Below are 14,261 nucleotides of genomic sequence, written 5' to 3'. Positions count from 1 at the left end.
GACGAGGAAACACGAAAGGGCCGGCCCGGAGGAGAACCTCCGAACCGGCCCTGACTCATGCTCAGTTGTCGTACTCGTCCAGCGGCGGGCAGGAGCAGACCAGGTTGCGGTCGCCGAACGCCCCGTCGATCCGGCGGACCGGCGGCCAGTACTTGTCCGCGGCCGAGACACCGGCCGGGAAGACCGCCTCGTCACGGGTGTACGCGTGGTCCCACGCCCCGCCCAGCGCGGCGGCGGTGTGCGGCGCGTTGCGGAGGGGGTTGTCCTCGGCGGGCCACTCGCCCGACGCGACCTTCTCGATCTCGCCCCGGATCGCGATCATCGTGTCGCAGAAACGGTCGAGTTCGGTCAGGTCCTCGGACTCGGTCGGCTCGATCATCAGCGTGCCGGCGACCGGGAAGGACATCGTCGGCGCGTGGAAGCCGTAGTCGATCAGACGCTTGGCGATGTCGTCGACGCTGACACCGGTCGCCTTGGAGAGCGGGCGCAGGTCGACGATGCACTCGTGGGCGACCAGACCGGCCGGGCCGGTGTAGAGCACGGGGTAGTGCGGCTCCAGGCGCTTGGCGATGTAGTTCGCGGCGAGGACGGCCACCTGCGTGGCGCGCTTGAGACCCTCGCCTCCCATGAGACGCACGTATGACCACGAGATCGGCAGGATGCCGGCCGAGCCCCAGGGGGCGGCCGAGATCGGGCCGACGCCCGTCTCCGGGCCCGCGGCGGGCTGCAGCGGGTGGTTCGGCAGGTACGGCGCGAGGTGGGCGCGCACGCCGACCGGGCCGACGCCGGGGCCGCCGCCGCCGTGCGGGATGCAGAAGGTCTTGTGCAGGTTCAGGTGGGAGACGTCGCCGCCGAACTTGCCCGGCTTGGCGAGGCCGACCAGCGCGTTGAGGTTGGCGCCGTCGACGTACACCTGGCCGCCGGCGTCGTGCACGGCGCCGCAGATGTCGGCGACGTGCTCCTCGAACACACCGTGGGTGGACGGGTAGGTGATCATCAGGACGGACAGCTCGTCGCGGTACTGCTCGATCTTGGCGCGCAGGTCCGCGATGTCGACCTCGCCGTCGTCGGCGGTCTTGACGACGACGACCTTCATGCCCGCCATCACGGCGCTGGCGGCGTTGGTGCCGTGCGCGGAGGACGGGATGAGGCAGACGGTGCGCTGGTGGTCGCCGTTGGCCCGGTGGTAGGCGCGGACGGCGAGCAGACCGGCGAGCTCGCCCTGCGAACCGGCGTTGGGCTGGATCGACACCTTGTCGTACCCGGTGACCTCGGCGAGGCGCTCCTCCAGCTCGGTGATGAGCGTGAGGTAGCCCTGGGCCTGCTCGATGGGGGCGAAGGGGTGGATCTGGCCGAACTCGGGCCAGGTCACCGGCTCCATCTCGGTGGTCGCGTTCAGCTTCATGGTGCAGGAGCCGAGCGGGATCATGCCGCGGTCCAGCGCGTAGTCACGGTCGGCGAGCTTGCGGAGGTAGCGCAGCATCGACGTCTCGGAGCGGTGCGCGTGGAAGACCGGGTGGGTCAGGTACGCGTCGGTGCGCAGCAGCCCGGCGGGCAGCTTGTCCTCGGTGTCGGCGTCCAGGGCCTCGATGTCGGCGTCGACGCCGAAGGCGCTCCAGACGGCGCCAAGCTGGGCGCGTCCGGTGGTCTCGTCGCAGGAGACCGAGACGTGGTCGGCGTCGACGCGGTGGAGGTTGACCCCGGCCTCGCGGGCGGCGGCGACGGCCTCGGCCGCCTTGCCGGGCACGCGGACGGTGAGGGTGTCGAAGTACGCCTCGTGGACGACCTCGACGCCGCCGGCGCGCAGCCCCTCGGCGAGGACGGTGGCGTAGCGGTGGACGCGCCGGGCGATCTGCTTGAGCCCGTCGGGACCGTGGTAGACGGCGTACATGCCGGCCATGACGGCAAGGAGCACCTGGGCGGTGCAGATGTTGCTGGTGGCCTTCTCGCGGCGGATGTGCTGCTCGCGGGTCTGCAGGGCCAGACGGTAGGCCTTGTTGCCGTCGGCGTCGACGGAGACGCCGACGAGGCGGCCGGGGAGGGAGCGGGCGTGCTTGTCCTGGACGGCCATGTAGCCGGCGTGCGGTCCGCCGAAGCCCATGGGGACGCCGAAGCGCTGGGTGGTGCCCACGGCGATGTCCGCGCCCAGTTCGCCCGGGGAGGTGAGGAGGGTCAGCGCGAGCAGGTCGGCGGCGACGGTGACGATGGCGCCGAGCTCGTGCGCCGCGTCGATGACGGGCTTGATGTCCCGGACGGCGCCGGAGGCGCCGGGGTACTGCAGCAGCACGCCGAAGACACCGCGCTCGGCCACGTCGGCGGGGATGCCGTCGCTCAGATCGGCGACGACGACCTCGACACCGGTCGGCTCGGCGCGCGTCTCGATCACGGCGATGGTCTGCGGCAGGGCGTCGGCGTCGATGAGGAAGACACCGTTCTTGACCTTGCCGACCCGGCGGGAGAGGGCCATGGCCTCGGCGGCCGCGGTGCCCTCGTCGAGCAGCGAGGCGCCGGAGGTGGGCAGACCGGTCAGGTCGGCGACCATGGTCTGGAAGTTGAGCAGTGCCTCCAGACGGCCCTGGGAGATCTCCGGCTGGTAGGGCGTGTACGCCGTGTACCAGGCGGGGTTCTCCATCACGTTCCGCAGGATGACCGGCGGGGTGAAGGTGCCGTAGTAGCCGAGGCCGATCATGGGGGCGAGGACCTGGTTGCGGTCGGCGAGCTCACGCAGCTCGGCGAGGACCTCGGCCTCGGTACGGGCGGCGGGCAGGCCGAGCGCCTCGGCGCTCTTGATCACGTCCGGCACGGCGGCGGCCGTCAGCTCGTCCAGGGAGCCGTAGCCGACCTGCGCGAGCATCTTGGCGCGGGCTTCGGCGTCGGGCCCGATGTGCCGCTGTTCGAACGGGATGCCCTGCTCGAGCTCGGAGAGCGGGGTGCGGTGAGCGGTCATGTACGGAGGCCTCCTGGTCGTCACGACCTGCGAGAAGCACCACGGCGCGGGTGCCCGGACGGCCTCCCCCTCTGTCATCTCAACCTGAGAGCTTCACCGGCACGCCGAAGGGGCACGCCGGCTTTCACCGTCGGTGAGAGCGAATGCCGTCTGACGTCCGCCCTGCTTTCCAGAGTGACCTCGTCCGTGCGGTACGGGGGCCTGAGAGATTCCGGGGAGGATTTGCTCCTTCGGCGCCTCCGAAAGCTTTCTCCGGAGGACTCTCCCGCACGGGGTCGACAGCCACAGCCAGCCTACCAGCGCGCTTCCCCGTGCCGTCGCTCAAGTGGCCGACATCCCAGATGTGCACTTTCGTAGTCTTTGTAGAGCAGCCGCGACCAGTTGGAGGGACCGTGCAGACCGACATCGATCCGCGCAGCCTGATCGGCCGCAAGGCGTTCGACCGTAACGGCAACAAGATCGGGACCGTGGACGAGGTGTACCTCGACGACGCGACCGGCGTACCGGAGTGGGCCGCGGTCCGCACCGGTCTCTTCAGCCGGGACGCCTTCGTCCCGCTGGAGCCCAGCGAACTGGTCGAGGACGGCCTGCACATCCCGTACGAGCGCGCCCTGATCAAGGACGCCCCGGACTTCGGTGTGGGCCGCCACCTCTCCCCGGAGCAGGAACTCCAGCTGTACCGCCACTACAACATCGCCCTCCCGCCGGTCCCGGACCGCGACTTCGGCCGTCTGGCGGGCCAGGAAGAGGCCTGACGAGCCGGCCGGCCCCATCGGCTGCCCCAGACCCGACGGACCGCGCCGCGGCTGCCCCGGCGGTACGCGTCCGCCCCCTGGGCGCCTCCCGCAGTCGGCGCTGCCCGGCCCGTCCCCCTCAGGCGACCGCGGCCGTCCCCTCCCCGCCTCCCACCAGCGGCAGCGGGTCCGCGGGTTCCAGCTCCGGATCGTCGACGGGGAAGGTCCGCACCCGGCCCGGCGCCGATCCCGGCTGCTCGAACCGGACGGTGACCCGTCCGACCCCGCTGCCCTGCACCCAGCCGGCTCCGTACACCGCGTGCCGTACGTCGTGCCCGGGCGCCCACCGCCGCTCCGCCGGTGTCTCCGCCTCGGCCGGCGGGGCGGAGGCACCCGCCGCCCCTGGCCCCGCCCCGTGCTCCGCGCCCCGTACGGCATCCGCGCCGGCCGAGGCGCCCCCGGCCGCCGCCTCGGCCTCCGCGCGCGCCTCCGCCTGGGCATCGGCCTCCGCCTGGGCGAAGAGGTCCTCCTGGGTGTAGTCCGCGAGCCCGCTGACGCCGACCCCCAGCAGCCGCACCCCGCCCGTCGTGTCCACGCCCTCCAGCAGCCGCCCCGCCGCCTCCCGCACCACCACGGGATCGTCCGTGGGCCCCCGCAGCGTCTCGGACCGCGTGAGCGTCGAGAAGTCATAGCGCCGCACCTTGAGCACGATCGTCCGCCCCGAGTGCCCGGACCCCCGGAGCCTCCCCACGCACCGCTCCGCCAGCCGCTCCACCTCCGTGCGGATCCGGAGCCGGTCGTGCAGGTCCACGTCGAAGGTGTCCTCCACCGACACCGACTTCGCGTCCCTCTCGGCCACCACGGGCCTGTCGTCGTACCCCTGGGCCATCCTGTACAGCGACGTGCCGTGCGACCGCCCCAGGAGCCGTACAAGCTCGTCCTCGCCCGCCTCCGCGAGATCGGAGACCGTGGTCATCCCGGCGCGCCGCAGATGCTCACCCGTGGCCGGCCCGACCCCGGGCAGGATCCGCACCGACTTCGGCCCCAGCAGCTCCCGCTCCGTGCCCGGCTCGATCAGAACGAGGCCGTCCGGCTTGGCCTCCTCCGAGGCGATCTTCGCGATCATCTTGGACCCCGCGAGCCCCACCGACCCCGACAGCCCCGTCGTCGCCAGGATGTCCCGTCTCAGCCGCTCCCCGGCCCTGCGCGCGCTGTCGCGGTCGTCGGCCTGTCCCCCGGCCTCCAGGTCGACGAAGGCCTCATCCAGGCTGAGCGGCTCGACCAGCGGCGACAGCCGCCCCAGCAGCTCCATGACCTGCTCGCTGATCGACCGGTAGAAGGCGAAGCGCGGCACGAGATACGCGGCGTTCGGCGCCCGTCTGCGGGCCTGTGCCATCGGCATCGCCGAATGGACCCCGAAGACGCGGGCCTCGTACGACGCGGTGGCGACCACCCCGCGCGGCCCGAGACCGCCGACCACGACCGGCTTTCCGCGCAGGCTCGGCTTCGCCGCCTGCTCGGCGGCGGCGAAGAAGGCGTCCATGTCGAGATGCAGGATCGTCGGCGCGGCTCTCACATCTCCGATGCTGCCCTACGCCACTGACAATCGGCTCACACCGCCGTACGGAGGCGGAAACGAGGGAGCCTCAGCCGCCGGCTGCCCGCCGGGGGCTGCGCGGCTCAGACGGCCCGGTCGCGCCGCCGCCGGGCGAGTTCGTCCCCGGGGTTGTGCCCGATCAGGGTCTCGCCCGTGTCCACCCGCTCGCCGTGCAGCTGCGACAGCGCGGCCTCCACGTCCCGCCACACCACGCCCACCGCGATCCCGAAGACGCCCTGCCCGCCCTGGAGCAGGTCGACGACCTCGTCGGGCGAGGAGCATTCGTAGACGGTGGCGCCGTCGCTCATCAGCGTCATCCGCTCCAGGTCGCGAAAGCCGTGCGCCCGCAGGTGTTGCACGGCCGCCCGGATGTTCTGCAACGCGACCCCGGTGTCCAGGAAACGCTTGACGATCTTGAGGACGACCACGTCGCGGAAGCTGTACAGCCGCTGCGTCCCGGAGCCGTACGCCGCCCGCACGCTCGGCTCGACCAGACCGGTTCGCGCCCAGTAGTCCAACTGGCGGTACGTGATGCCCGCCGCGGCGCACGCGGTGGGACCGCGGTACCCCACGGTCTCGCCGTCGGTGTCCGAGGGCGTCGCCGCGCCCTTCGCGCCCGCGCCCGTGGCGCCCGGACCCGCGCCCACGTCCGTACCGAAGTCGCTCACACCGCCGTGAAGCGGATACGGACCGCTCTCCCCGGGCGCACGCCCGAGGGAGCCCCCCGCCGTACCGTCGCCGCTGCTCATCACGCCGACCCTCCGTCCTTGACCTGCCCACACGAAGGTAGGCAGTCACTAGGGGTGCGTCAACGATCGCCACACTCGGCACGCCGAGTGATAATCACCCTGAGAGTGGTTTCCCGTATCTCTCTTCGGGGAACGGCTAGTCGGATGCGCTGACGCACCGTCGGATCAGCGTGCCTCGAAGCGACTCCCGGCCGGGCCGCGGCGCCTCACTGGCTGCTGGAACCGAAGTCCTCGGGGGAGATCTGGTCGAGGAACTCGCGGAACTTCTCCACCTCGTCCTCCTGCTCGTCCGGAATCGCGATGCCGGCATCGTCCAGGACACCGTCACTGCCGAAGATCGGCGTCCCGGTGCGGAGAGCCAGCGCTATCGCGTCGGACGGCCTGGCACTCACCTCGACGCCACTGGCGAAGACCAGCTCCGCATAGAAGACCCCGTCACGGAGGTCGGTGATGCGGACCTCGGTGAGCTCCTGGCCCACAGCCTCAAGGACGTCCTTGAAGAGGTCGTGCGTCAGCGGCCTCGCGGGAGCCATGCCCTGCTGAGCGAAGGCGATCGCGGTCGCCTCACCTGGTCCGATCCAGATGGGGAGGTACCGGTCGCCTCCCACTTCACGCAGGAGCACGATCGGTTGGTTCGAGGGCATTTCCACCCGGACACCCACAACGTCGAGCTCGTTCACACAGCAACCCTAGGACGTGCTCGACCGGTTTGGGTAGTCGGGGCCCCGCAAGGTCAGTGCAACCGCACTCCCAGCGCGGTCTGGACCAGCGCCGCGTGCAGCCTCACGGACAGGCCGGCCAGCTCCTTCGCGGTGGCCTCCGCATGTGCTCTGGTCTGCGGGTTACGGTGCCGGCGCAGCGGCGCGACCATTTGCTCGACCAGCCCGGCCTCCCGTTCGGCGGCCGCTTTCACCGCCCGGAGGTGACGCGGTTCGAGACCGAATCTCCCCAGGTCCGCCACCAGCCTGGCGACCGTGACCGCCTCGGCGTCGTATCCGCCCTCGGCTCCCGGGGAGATCAGGCCGTACGACTCCCATTCGGCGAGCTCCTCCTCGCTCACCTCCGCGGCGGCGAGCAGCTCGGCCCGCCCCAGCCGCGCCACGGTCGGACGCTCCGCGTCCGGCTCCCACGGCCCTTCCAGCAGGTCCCGCTGGGGGCTCGGGGCCGGCAGCTTGATCTGCTCGCCCCGGGCGAGGGCGTCGAGGTGCTCCCGGATCACCTTCAGCGGAAGATAGTGGTCGCGCTGCATCCGCAGGATCTGGGCGAGACGCTCCACGTCCTCCGGGCTGAACTTCCGGTACCCGGAGGCCGTCCGCCGGGGCTCGACGAGCCCCTCGGCCTCCAGGAACCGGATCTTGGAGATGGTCACTTCGGGAAACTCGTCCCGCAGCTGACTCAGCACCGCGCCGATGCTGACCAGCCGGTCGCCCGCGGTGGCGGTGCCGTGTCCGGCACCGCCCGTCGGTGTTCGCAGCATGGACCTTCCCTGAAGGCTTCTCCGAGGCGTTACACAGCCCGCTGGCTCGAGTAGAAGACCAGCCGGTACTTCCCGATCTGCACCTCGTCGCCGTTGGACAGGACGGCCGAGTCGATCGGCTCGCGGTTGACGTACGTGCCGTTGAGGCTGCCGACGTCGGCGACGGTGAAACTGCCGTCCTGCGCCCGACGGAACTCCACGTGGCGCCGCGACACCGTCACGTCGTCCAGGAAGATGTCGCTCTGCGGGTGACGGCCGGCCGTGGTCAGCTCGCCGTCCAGCAGGAAGCGACTGCCGGAGTTCGGACCGCGGCGCACCACCAGGAGCGCCGACCCCGTCGGAAGCGCCTCGACGGCCGCCAGGGCCTCGGGGGACAGCGACGGGACCGCGGTCTGGCCGGTGACCTCGGAGTCGTACGCCTCCAGGCCCGAGATCGAGATGGTCGACGTCGTCTCGGACGCACGCTCCACCGGGGCTCCGCCCCGCAGCGGCGTACCGCAGTGGGAGCAGAAACGGCTGTCGGCGGCGTTGCGGTGACCGCACCTCGTACACACCGGCATGGACGCATCCTCCTGCCGCGGCTGACCCGCGGAGGTCTGGGTCGCATACGGGTCGGGGGCGGACCCTCCACCCGTACCTGAGGTCGATCGATCCCCGAAACCTATGCGGCCGGCACCGGCGGGGTCAACAGACGACGCGCCCTGTCCGCCCGGAATGTCACCGCCCTGACCACCGACCTCGTCACGGAAGAGGGGGCGCTCGCCACCCTGTTCCTCACTCTGGGCGTGGCGCGGCGCGCGGTGCTTGGCGTTGCCGCCGTCCTCGCGTGCGCTCTTGCCGAACAACTTCGCAAACAACTTCACGGGCGATTCCCCTTGACCGAAACAGACCCGCCCGTGGGGCAGGACGAACCCTTGATGACCACACCTGCCGAACCGGACATCCTCACAACGTCCGTATCCTCCGGACAGTTTCCACCACGCACCACGCTTGTGGTGCGGCGACCCCCCGCAACCTCATGCCCTTGTCGCGCGACCGCCATGCACCCCCGCCTCACTGCGAGGACGACTGAGCGTAGTCAGGCCGCTTCGCAGGCCGCAAGGCGTCCACGACGATCTTCTCGGACCGGGCCACGGTGGCTGTGGCCTGCTCCTTCTCCAGGGTCTGGACGACTCCGCCCGGGATGTTGAGCGCGGGCTCGAGATCCTCGGGCTTGCCGATGACCTTGAAGACGTACGGAGCGGCCACCTTCGTTCCATCGATCTCTATCGAACCGTCGCCGCCCGAGAAATAACTGTCCGCGACCACGCGCACGTCGTTGATCTGGATCGCCTCGGCGCCGGCCGCGCGCAGCTCCTGGATGGCATCCAGCAGCATGTCCGACTCCACCGCGCCGGAACCGTCCGAGACGGTCAGCGTGATGCCGGGCCCCTCGGCAGCGACCGTGCCGGCCAGGATCCCGAGCTGGCGCTCCTTCTCCTGGGTCTGCTTCCGCGCCTCCTCGGCCTGGTCCGAGCTCGACTCCAGCTCCGAGCGCTGGCTCTCCAGCCGTGCCTTCTCGTCCTCGAGCCGCTGCGTACGGTCGTCCAGCTCGTCGAGGATGCGGACCAGGTCCTCCTGGCGGGCGCCGCGCAGCGCGCTGTTGTCGCTGGTCGAGCGCACCTGGATGGCGAGCCCCAGGCCGAGGACGAACAGCAGGAGGGCGACGATGAGTTGGGCCCGGCTGACCCGCGGAGGCCACAGGCCGGCCTTGAGCCGCTGCCGTCCCGTCGCCTGCTCCGTCGTCTGGCCCTGCGCCGGCGCGGGAGCGGGAGGCGGCGGCGGAGGCGGTGCCGGTACGGCCGGAGGCAGCGGGTTCCCGGCCCCCGGGCCCCCGGGCGTGCCGTTCTGCGGAGTCCCGTTCTCGGGGGTCTCGTCGTTGCTCATCGGCTCCACCTCACGCCCGGAACACATGGCGCCGGATGGCGGCCGCGTTCGAGAAGATCCGGATGCCGAGGACGACGACCACACCGGTGGACAGCTGCGCGCCGACGCCCAGCTTGTCGCCCAGGAAGACGATCAGGGCGGCCACGACCACGTTCGAGAGGAAGGAGACCACGAAGACCTTGTCGACGAAGATGCCGTCGAGCATGGCGCGCAGGCCGCCGAAGACCGCGTCGAGGGCGGCGACCACGGCGATCGGAAGATAGGGCTCGACCACCGCCGGAACTTCGGGGCGGACCAACAGTCCGACCACCACTCCCACGATCAGGCCCAGTACGGCGATCAAGATGTGCCCTTCCCTGTGTCGGCCGTGGCCTGTCCGGTGGCCTTCGCGGCCCCGGTTCCCCTCGGCACTGCTGTTCGTACGATCAGGCTCGGCGCGGCGGGCAGCCGCACCTCGGCCTCGGCCGAGATGCTGGTCCGGATCCCGAAGTTCTCCTGCAGGGCGTGCAGGTACTGGCCGTCCGCGCTGTCCTGGAAGGCGGTGCTCAGCCGCTGCCCGTCCCCGACGGCCAGCACGGTGTACGGCGGCACCAGCGGCTTGTTGTCGACCAGTATGGCGTCGCCCGCCGCCCGGATCGCGGAGAGCGATGTCAGCCGCTGGCCGTTGATCGCGACCGCTTCCGCGCCGGACTCCCACAGGCCGTTGACCACCCGCTGCATGTCCCGGTCGCGCACCCGCCCGGTGTCGGCGAAGCCGCTGCTCTCCCGCGGGCCGCCGCCACCCTGCTCGGTCCCCTTGGCGTCGTCGACCATCAGCTTCACGCCGGGCCCGCGCACCGGTGTCGCCCCGGACAGGAGCGCCACCAGCTCGGTCTGGTCCCCGCCGTGCTGCTCCAGCGCCTTGCGCTGCCGGTCCCCCACCTCGGCGCGGATCTTCTCGACGTCCTGCTCCAGCTTGTCGGCGGTCGCGGTCTCCGCGTCGATCCGGCCGATCAGCTCCTGCCGTTCCTTGGCGACGACGGGCGCCGAAATCCGCGCCTCCGCTGCGCCCACGGTCACGACGGCCGCGGCCAGGACCAGACCGGCCGCGAGGCCGAGCTTCGCCCGCAGGGTCCGCGGCAGACCGCCGCCCTCGGCCTCACGGCGTGCGGAGGCCTCCGCGTAGCCGTCGTCGAGCGCGTGGTCCATCACGTTGTTCAGCAGCGACATGGACGCGTCCGGACGCGGGGGTGGTGATCCGGTGCTCCGAATGGGGGGCTGCTGCGACATGCCGCACATCGTCGCACGTCGCACGGCCTGCCGCCGAATGGCCCCACCGGAAAACCGGGAGGCGTCGGTACGACACCTCCCGGCTCACCCTTTGTCCCGCGTCAGTGACCTGCGCTCTCGACCACACCCGACCACTCGTCGAGCAGGGCCTGCGCGGAGGCGTCGTCAGGGCCCTCCGCCCACAGATGGGTGACGGCCTCGGCCGGGTCGGGCAGCACCATCACCCAGCGCCCGTCCGCCTCCACGACCCGCACCCCGTCGGTGGTGTCGACGGACCGGTCGCCGGCCGCCTCCACCACGCTCCGCATCACGAGCCCCTTCACGGCCCACGGGGTGGCGACGTCCCTCTTGAGGACGTGTGCCCGCGGGATCCGCGCGTCGATCTGGCTGAGCGTGAGCTGCGTCCGGGCCACCAGTCCGATGAGCCGTACGAACGCGGCGGCGCCGTCGAAGACGCTGCTGAACTCGGGGATGATGAAGCCTCCGCGGCCGTCGCCGCCGAAGATCGTCGTCTCCTCGCGTCCGACCCGGGTCAGGTCGTCCGGCGAGGTCGTGGTCCACTCCACCTGGGTGCCGTGGTAGGCGGCGACCTGCTCGGCGATCCGCGTGGTCGTCACGGGCAACGCCACCCGTCCCGAGCGCCGCTCGGCGGCCACCAGGTCGAGCATGACCAGCAGGGAACGGTCGTCCTCGATGATCCGCCCCTTCTCGTCGACCAGCGAGAGCCGCTCGCCGACCGGGTCGAACCGCACGCCGAACGCGGCGCGCGCCGAGGCGACGATCTCCCCGAGCCGTACGAGGCCGGCCCGCCGGGTCTCGGCCGACTCGGTGGGCCGCGACTCGTCGAGGCCCGGGTTGATCGTGAGGGCGTCCACCTGGAGCCGGCCGAGGAGGCTGGGCAGGACGAGGCCGGCACTGCCGTTGGAGGCGTCGACGACGACCTTGAGCCCGGCCTCGGCGATCCCGGAGGTGTCCACGTTCCTCAGCAGGGAGCCGGTGTACGAGTCGAAGACGCTCGCCGGGAAGGAGAGGTCACCGATCTCGCCCGGGAAGGCGCGCCGGTACTCCTGCCTCGCGAAGACGCGGTCCAGCTTGCGCTGTCCGGCCTGCGACAGGTCCGCTCCGCGTTCGTCGAAGAACATGATGTCGACGGAGTCGGGGACGCCGGGCGAGGTCCGCAGCATGATCCCGCCGGCGCTGCCCCGCGCGGTCTGCTGCCGGGCCACCGGCAGTGGCACGTTCTCCAGGTCCCGTACGTCGATGGCACTGGCCTGCAGCGCGGAGATCACCGCGCGCTTCAGCGCACGGGCGCCTCGGGAGTGGTCACGTGCCGTGGTGACCGTGGAGCCCTTCTTCAGGGTGGTGGCGTACGCGCCGGCCAGCCGGACGGCCAGTTCGGGCGTGATCTCGACATTGAGGATGCCGGAGACGCCCCGCGCTCCGAAGAGGTGGGCCTGTCCGCGGGACTCCCAGATGACGGAGGTGTTGACGAAGGCGCCGGCTTCGATCGTTTTGAACGGGTAGACCCGGACGTTGCCCTGAACGATCGATTCTTCACCGACGAGGCACTCGTCGCCGATGACGGCTCCGTCCTCGATCCGAGCCGCCCGCATGACGTCGGTGTTCTTGCCGATCACACAGCCGCGCAGATTGCTCTGCTGCCCGATGTACACGTTGTCGTGGATGACCGCCTTGTGGAGGAAGGCACCGCTCTTGACGACGACGTTGGAGCCGATGACCGTGTGTTCCCGGATTTCGGCGCCGGCCTCCACCTTGGCGTAGTCGCCGATGTAGAGCGGGCCGCGGAGCACGGCGTCGGGGTGGACCTCGGCGCCTTCCGCGACCCAGACGCCCGGCGAGATCTCGAAGCCGTCGAGCTCGACCTGGACCTTCCCTTCGAGCACGTCGGCCTGCGCCTTGACGTAGCTCTCGTGGGTGCCGACGTCCTCCCAGTAGCCCTCGGCGACGTAGCCGTAGATGGGCTTGCCTTCCTTCATGAGCTGAGGGAAGACGTCGCCGGACCAGTCGACCGGTACGTCGGCCTCGACGTAGTCGAAGACCTCGGGTTCCATGACGTAGATGCCCGTGTTCACCGTGTCCGAGAAGACCTGCCCCCAGGTCGGCTTCTCCAGGAAGCGTTCGACCTTTCCTTCCTCGTCGACGATGGTGATGCCGAATTCGAGGGGATTCGGGACGCGGGTCAGGCAGACGGTGACGAGGGCGCCCTTCTCCTTGTGGAAGGCGATCAGGTCGGTGAGGTCGAAGTCGGTGAGGGCGTCTCCGGAGATCACGACGAACGCGTCGTCCTTCAGTGCCTCCTCGGCGTTCTTCACACTCCCCGCCGTGCCGAGCGGCTTCTCCTCGTTGGCGTAGGTGAGCTCCATTCCGAGCTCTTCGCCGTCGCCGAAGTAATTCTTGACGAGAGAGGCGAGAAACTGCACGGTGACCACGGTCTCGTTGAGACCGTGTCGTTTGAGCAGTCGCAGGACATGCTCCATGATCGGCCGGTTTGCGACCGGCAGAAGAGGCTTGGGCATGCTTGAGGTCATGGGGCGAAGCCGGGTGCCTTCGCCACCGGCCATCACGACGGCCTTCATGTCGGAAGCGTCCTCCTTGAAGAGACGACGGTCCGGCCGACTGCACCCGGTCCGCTCAGCGGACTCGGGGCGCCCTCGTTGCTGCCGGCGACGTTGCTCGGCAGAGGACAAACGGGCTCAATCGGCCGCGGTATCCGCCTTCACGAGTCGACGGACCTGGACCACGTAGAGGATCCCTGCCCACCAATACAGAGTTGTACCCCATCCGGCGAAGGCCCACCCGAAAACTTCAGCGAGTGACGCCAGCCATCCGGTTCCGTCACTGAGCAGCAGGAGCGGGAACGCGTACATCAGGTTGAAAGTGGCGGCCTTACCGAGAAAGTTCACCTGCGGCGGCGGATAGCCGTGCCGGCGGAGGATTCCCACCATGACGAGCAGCATCAGCTCGCGCGCCAAAAGGGCCGCGGTCAGCCAGAGGGGCAGGATCTCGCGCCAGGTGAGCCCGAGGAGGGTGGAAAGGATGTAGAGCCGGTCGGCGGCCGGGTCGAGGAGGCGGCCGAGGCTGCTGATCTGGTTCCAGCGCCGGGCGAGCTTGCCGTCGAGGTAGTCGCTGACGCCGCTCAGCATCAGGACGAGGAGGGCCCAGCCGTCGCTCTTGGGGCCGCCGAACTCGGGGCGGAGAATCAGCCACAGGAAGAGCGGCACGCCGAGGAGGCGAGCCATGCTCAGAATGTTGGGGATGGTGAGGACCCGGTCCGTCTGAACGCGAGTCTCCTGGACCTCCACCCGGGGGCCTCCTGTGGGGAACGTGCCGATGTTGCCCCCTGACCTTACCCGCAGCCACGACGCCCGGGAGCACAGGGGGCGCCGGCCTCTCCTGAACGCAAAAATGCCTCAACCCCCTGACATGGTCAGGGGGTTGAGGCTAAAGATTGTTCGGCGGCGTCCTACTCTCCCACAGGGTCCCCCCTGCAGTACCATCGGCGCTGAAAGGCTTAGCTTCCGGGTTCGGAATGTAACCGGGC

The 14,261-nt window shown here is 70.4% G+C and carries 12 protein-coding genes, 1 rRNA gene and 1 riboswitch; of the genes, 1 reads left to right on the top strand and 12 read right to left on the bottom strand.

Annotated features, from left to right (window positions below; all coding sequences use genetic code 11):
* Positions 1-61: 61 nt before the first annotated feature.
* Entirely contained in the window at positions 62-2,947 is a 2,886-nt protein-coding gene (gene gcvP / locus ACZ6RC_RS15290) for an aminomethyl-transferring glycine dehydrogenase (RefSeq protein WP_469582914.1), read from the bottom strand.
* Between the two features lie 179 nt (positions 2,948-3,126).
* Positions 3,127-3,225: riboswitch (glycine riboswitch) on the bottom strand.
* A gap of 114 nt (positions 3,226-3,339) precedes the next feature.
* Here gcvP and ACZ6RC_RS15285 point away from each other — a divergent pair.
* A complete protein-coding gene (locus ACZ6RC_RS15285; protein ID WP_391138453.1) occupies positions 3,340-3,702 on the top strand; it encodes a PRC-barrel domain-containing protein in 363 nt (120 codons plus the stop codon).
* Between the two features lie 118 nt (positions 3,703-3,820).
* Here ACZ6RC_RS15285 and ACZ6RC_RS15280 read toward each other — a convergent pair whose 3' ends face one another.
* The 11 genes from ACZ6RC_RS15280 to rrf all read right to left on the bottom strand — a co-directional run.
* Positions 3,821-5,257, bottom strand: coding sequence for a DNA polymerase IV (locus tag ACZ6RC_RS15280; RefSeq protein WP_469582911.1), 1,437 nt, complete (start codon positions 5,255-5,257; stop codon positions 3,821-3,823).
* A gap of 104 nt (positions 5,258-5,361) precedes the next feature.
* Positions 5,362-6,027 (bottom strand): MerR family transcriptional regulator, encoded by a 666-nt coding sequence (locus ACZ6RC_RS15275; protein ID WP_391138457.1) that lies wholly within the window; start codon positions 6,025-6,027, stop codon positions 5,362-5,364.
* Positions 6,028-6,233: 206 nt separating this feature from the next.
* Positions 6,234-6,707, bottom strand: coding sequence for a bifunctional nuclease family protein (locus tag ACZ6RC_RS15270; RefSeq protein WP_315894873.1), 474 nt, complete (start codon positions 6,705-6,707; stop codon positions 6,234-6,236).
* A 53-nt stretch (positions 6,708-6,760) separates the two neighbouring features.
* Complete coding sequence (ftsR, locus tag ACZ6RC_RS15265; protein WP_391138460.1) at positions 6,761-7,504, bottom strand: transcriptional regulator FtsR; 744 nt, start codon at positions 7,502-7,504, stop codon at positions 6,761-6,763.
* A gap of 29 nt (positions 7,505-7,533) precedes the next feature.
* A complete protein-coding gene (locus tag ACZ6RC_RS15260; protein ID WP_391138590.1) occupies positions 7,534-8,475 on the bottom strand; it encodes an FHA domain-containing protein in 942 nt (313 codons plus the stop codon).
* Positions 8,476-8,557: 82 nt separating this feature from the next.
* Positions 8,558-9,430 carry a DUF881 domain-containing protein gene (locus ACZ6RC_RS15255; RefSeq protein ID WP_469582908.1) on the bottom strand — a complete coding sequence of 291 codons (873 nt, stop codon included), beginning with the start codon at positions 9,428-9,430 and terminating at the stop codon, positions 8,558-8,560.
* A 10-nt stretch (positions 9,431-9,440) separates the two neighbouring features.
* Positions 9,441-9,773 carry a small basic family protein gene (locus ACZ6RC_RS15250; protein WP_015032176.1) on the bottom strand — a complete coding sequence of 111 codons (333 nt, stop codon included), beginning with the start codon at positions 9,771-9,773 and terminating at the stop codon, positions 9,441-9,443.
* Positions 9,770-10,699, bottom strand: a complete 930-nt coding sequence (locus tag ACZ6RC_RS15245; protein ID WP_469582907.1) for a DUF881 domain-containing protein — start codon at positions 10,697-10,699, stop codon at positions 9,770-9,772. The genes ACZ6RC_RS15250 and ACZ6RC_RS15245 overlap by 4 nt, the downstream gene beginning before the upstream one ends.
* Positions 10,700-10,800: 101 nt before the next feature.
* A complete protein-coding gene (locus ACZ6RC_RS15240; protein ID WP_391138466.1) occupies positions 10,801-13,296 on the bottom strand; it encodes a sugar phosphate nucleotidyltransferase in 2,496 nt (831 codons plus the stop codon).
* 117 nt (positions 13,297-13,413) lie between these two features.
* Positions 13,414-14,022 (bottom strand): CDP-alcohol phosphatidyltransferase family protein, encoded by a 609-nt coding sequence (locus ACZ6RC_RS15235; protein WP_365722052.1) that lies wholly within the window; start codon positions 14,020-14,022, stop codon positions 13,414-13,416.
* A 148-nt stretch (positions 14,023-14,170) separates the two neighbouring features.
* A 5S ribosomal RNA gene (gene rrf / locus ACZ6RC_RS15230) occupies positions 14,171-14,261 on the bottom strand; the annotation flags it as partial.

Source organism: Streptomyces sp. NPDC048353, from assembly GCF_055587165.1.
Note: the sequence above shows the minus strand (reverse complement) of the source record. Positions and strands in the feature narration are given on the sequence as shown.

Excerpts from the sequence above, each read along its gene's own strand:
- gcvP (WP_469582914.1), bottom strand. The coding sequence starts at position 2,947 with ATGACCGCTCACCGCACCCCGCTCTCCGAGCTCGAGCAGGGCATCCCG.
- ACZ6RC_RS15275 (WP_391138457.1), bottom strand. The coding sequence starts at position 6,027 with ATGAGCAGCGGCGACGGTACGGCGGGGGGCTCCCTCGGGCGTGCGCCC.
- ftsR (WP_391138460.1), bottom strand. The coding sequence starts at position 7,504 with ATGCTGCGAACACCGACGGGCGGTGCCGGACACGGCACCGCCACCGCG.
- ACZ6RC_RS15255 (WP_469582908.1), bottom strand. The coding sequence starts at position 9,430 with ATGAGCAACGACGAGACCCCCGAGAACGGGACTCCGCAGAACGGCACG.
- ACZ6RC_RS15245 (WP_469582907.1), bottom strand. The coding sequence starts at position 10,699 with ATGTCGCAGCAGCCCCCCATTCGGAGCACCGGATCACCACCCCCGCGT.
- ACZ6RC_RS15240 (WP_391138466.1), bottom strand. The coding sequence starts at position 13,296 with ATGAAGGCCGTCGTGATGGCCGGTGGCGAAGGCACCCGGCTTCGCCCC.